Origin of the sequence: Ruegeria sp. PrR005 (assembly GCF_010500245.1) — a bacterium.
Lineage (GTDB): Bacteria > Pseudomonadota > Alphaproteobacteria > Rhodobacterales > Rhodobacteraceae > Ruegeria_B > Ruegeria_B marisflavi.
In genome coordinates this window covers 1-3,780 of the sequence record NZ_JAAGOX010000035.1, presented here as the reverse complement: position 1 = coordinate 3,780, position 3,780 = coordinate 1, and the positions used below count along the sequence as shown (strand labels likewise).

Genomic DNA, 3,780 nt, shown 5'->3' with positions numbered 1-3,780 from the left:
CGCTTTACGCCGCCGCTATTACGGCGCGTTTTGTCATGACGTTGACGAGGTGTGCGCGGTATGGTTTTGAGCCGTGCAGGTCTGCGATCATGCCGTCGGGGTCGATGCTGAGGTCCATCAGCGCCTCGGGCTTGAAGCTATGGTTCAGCGCCGCCTCGGCCTCGGTCCAGCGGAACACCCCGTCCTCGGAGGCGCCGGTGACCGCCACGCGCACGCCGCCTGCGTATTTCGCCACAAACACGCCCACCAGCGCAAAGCGCGAGGCGGGTTGCACGAACTTCTGGTAATTCGCCGCTTCGGGCACCGGGAAACGCACGCCGGTGATGATCTCGCCCTCCTCCAGCGCGGTGGTGAACAGGCCCTGGAAATAGTCGTCCGCCGCGATCTCGCGCCGGTCGGTCACGATCACCGCCCCCGATCCCAGCGCCGCCGCCGGGTAACAGGCCGAGGGGTCGTTATTGGCCAGGCTGCCGCCGATGGTGCCGCGGTTGCGCACCGCCGGATCGCCGATGCCCCCCGCCAGCGCCGCCAGCGCCGGATAGGACGCCGCCGCCGCCCGCGCCACCTCGGCATGCGACGTGCCGCCGCCCACCGAGACCGAACCGTCGTCATTGACGCAGACACCCTTCATCTCGGCGATGCCGCCCAGCGACACCAGCTTCTCCGGCGCCGCCAGCCGCTGCTTCAGCGTCGGGATCAGGGTTTGCCCGCCTCCCAGCGCCTGCGCCCCTTCCGATGCCAGCGCCGCAACCGCCTCGGCCACGCTGCCGGGCCGCTCAAACTCGAAATTATACATCTCGCTCCTCCTCCAAGAGGCTCCGGGTCCCTGCCCTTTCCTCTTGCTGAAAATATCCCGGGGGGTCCGGGGGGCAGCGCCCCCCGGCCGTCTCAGCCGTTCATCGCCGCCCAGACCCGCGACGGGCTCATCGGCATGTCGATATGCGCGACATCCTTGCCGCCCGACCGCAGCGCGTCGATCACCGCGTTCACCACCGAAGGCGGGCTGCCGATGGCGCCGGCCTCGCCGCAGCCCTTCACCCCCAGCGGGTTGTGGGTGCAGGGCGTGGCGCAGGAATGATCCACCGCGTAAAACGGCACATCGTCGGCGCGCGGCATCGCGTAATCCATGTAGGATGCGCTCAAGAGCTGCCCGGTCTCCGGATCATAGGCGCAGTTTTCCAGCAGCGCCTGGCCGATCCCCTGGCCCAGGCCCCCATGCACCTGCCCCGACACGATCATCGGGTTGACGATATTGCCAAAATCGTCCGCCGCGCTGAACCGCTCCACCGTCACCTTGCCGGTCTCGGGGTCCACCTCGACCTCGCAGGCATAGGCCCCGGCCGGATAGGTGAAGTTCGACGGGTCGTAGAACGCCGTCTCCTCCAGCCCCGGTTCGATATCCTCCAGCGGGTAGTTGTGCGGCACATAAGCCGCCAGCGTCACGTCGCCCCAGGCCACGGATTTATCCGTGCCCGCAACCGTGAACTGGCCGCCCTTCAGTTCGATATCGGCCTCGCTGGCCTCCATCAGATGCGCCGCGATCTTTTTGGCCTTGTTGATGATCTTCTCGGTCGCCCGCACCATGGCCGAGCCGCAGACCGCCAGGCTGCGCGAACCATAGGTGCCCATGCCGAACGGGATCTTGCTGGAATCGCCATGCACGATCTCGATCATGCTCTCGTCGATCCCCAGCATCTCGGCCACCACCTGCGGAAACGCCGTCTCGTGGCCCTGGCCGTGGCTATGCGCCCCCACCATCACCGAGATCGAGCCGGTCGCGTTCACCCGCACCGTCGCCGCGTCGTAAAGACCCGCCCGCGCGCCCAGCTGGCCCACCAGGTTCGACGGCGCGATGCCGCAGGCCTCGATATAGCAGTTCACGCCCAGACCGCGCAGCTTGCCGCGCGCCTCGGAGGCCGCCCGCCGCGCGGCAAAGCCCGCGATGTCGGCGATCTCTTCCAGCTTGTCCATCGTGGCGTTGTAATCGCCGGTGTCATAGACCACCGCAACCGGCGTCTGATAGGGGAACTCGGTCACGAAGTTCTGCCGCCTCAGCGCGATCGGGTCGACCCCCAGCTCGCGCGCCGCCTTGTCGATGACGCGCTCCAGCTGATAGGTCGCCTCGGGCCGCCCGGCGCCGCGATAGGCATCGACCGGCACCGTGTTGGTGAACACTGCCTTGACGTTCACATAGATCAGCGGCGTCTTGTAGTTCCCCGCCATCAGCGTGCCATGCAGCCAGGTCGGCACGCTTGGCGCGAAGGTCGACAGGTACGCCCCCATATTGGCCAGCGTCTCGGTCCGGATCGCGGTGAAGTTGTTGTTCTCGTCCAGCGCCAGCTCGATCTTCGTCACATGGTCGCGCCCATGCGCGTCCGACATGAAGGCCTCGGACCGCGACGAGGTCCATTTGACCGGCCGGTTGATCGCCTTGGCCGCAAAGGTGCAGAACGCCTCCTCGGCATAGTGGAAGATCTTCGAGCCGAAGCCGCCCCCCACATCGGGCGCCACCACCCTGAGCTTGTGCTCGGGGATGCCCAGCACGAAGGCGCCCATCAGCAGGCGGATCACATGCGGGTTCTGGCTGGTGGTGTAGAGCGTCGACTCCCCCGTCGCCCGGGCATAATCGCCAATCGCCACCCGCGGTTCCATCGGGTTGGCCACCAGCCGGTTGTTGACCAGCTCCAGCGTCGTCACATGCGCCGCCTTGTCAAAGGCCGCGTCCACCGCGCCCTTGTTCTCCTCGACAAACCCCCAGTCGTAGCAGAGGTTCGACGGCAGATCGTCATGCACCTTCGCCGCGCCCTCGGCCAGCGCCGCCTTCATGTCGATCACCGCCGGCAGGTCCTCGATCTCGACCCCGATCGCCTCGGCCGCGTCGCGCGCCTGGGCCGCCGTCTCGGCCACAACCGCCGCGATCGGATCGCCCACATGGCGCACCTTGCCCTGGGCCAGCACCGGATGCCCCGGCTCGGCCATGGGTTGGCCATGCCTGTCGGTCACCTGCCAGCCGCAGGGCAGACCGCCCACGCCCTCGAAATCGGCGCCGGTAAAGATGCGCACCACGCCGGGCATTGCTGCCGCGGCAGATGTGTCCAGCGACACGATCCGCCCATGCGCCATGTCCGAACGCAGAAAATGCACGTAAGCCTGGCCGTGAATGTTGATGTCGTCGGTGTAATTGCCGGCGCCGGTCAGAAAGCGCACGTCCTCGCGCCGCTTGCTGCTGGCTCCGATGCCACTGTCTTTGGGCATGTCTCGTCTCCTCCAGATATCAGAATGGTCCGCGGAAATCCCCGCGCCGCCTCATTCAGCCGCGATCCCGCTCACGTCCTGACCGGACGCCGCCATGATCGCCTTGACGATGTTGTGGTAACCGGTGCAGCGGCACAGGTTCCCCTCCAGATGCGCCCGCACCTCGGTCTCGCTGGGCCGGGGGTTCTCCTTGAGCAGCGCCGCCGCAGACATCACCATGCCCGGCGTGCAGAACCCGCACTGAAGCCCGTGATGATCCTGGAACGCCTGCTGCAACGCGTTCAGCGTCCCGTCCGGCGCCGCCTGCCCCTCGATCGTCGCGACCGAACAGCCATCCGCCTCCGCCGCCAGCATGTTGCACGACTTCACCGCAACACCGTCAACATGCACGACACAGGCCCCGCACTGACCCGTGTCACACCCAACATGCGTCCCCGTCAACGACAGATGATCCCGCAAAAATCCACTCAACAACTCACGACCCTCAACCGTACCTACAACAGCACGACCGTTCACAGTCATCGA

3 protein-coding genes are annotated in these 3,780 nt (G+C 66.6%); all 3 read right to left on the bottom strand.

What is annotated here, in order from left to right:
- Positions 1-4: 4 nt before the first annotated feature.
- Positions 5-796 (bottom strand): xanthine dehydrogenase family protein subunit M, encoded by a 792-nt coding sequence (locus G0P99_RS17215; protein WP_164131724.1) that lies wholly within the window; start codon positions 794-796, stop codon positions 5-7.
- A gap of 92 nt (positions 797-888) precedes the next feature.
- Positions 889-3,255, bottom strand: a complete 2,367-nt coding sequence (locus G0P99_RS17210) for a xanthine dehydrogenase family protein molybdopterin-binding subunit (protein ID WP_164131723.1) — start codon at positions 3,253-3,255, stop codon at positions 889-891.
- Between the two features lie 51 nt (positions 3,256-3,306).
- A partial coding sequence (locus tag G0P99_RS17205) for a (2Fe-2S)-binding protein (RefSeq protein ID WP_164131722.1) occupies positions 3,307-3,780 on the bottom strand: 474 nt, incomplete at its 5' end.

Coding starts and splice junctions, on each gene's coding strand:
- G0P99_RS17215 (WP_164131724.1), bottom strand. CDS start 796: ATGTATAATTTCGAGTTTGAGCGGCCCGGCAGCGTGGCCGAGGCGGTT.
- G0P99_RS17210 (WP_164131723.1), bottom strand. CDS start 3,255: ATGCCCAAAGACAGTGGCATCGGAGCCAGCAGCAAGCGGCGCGAGGAC.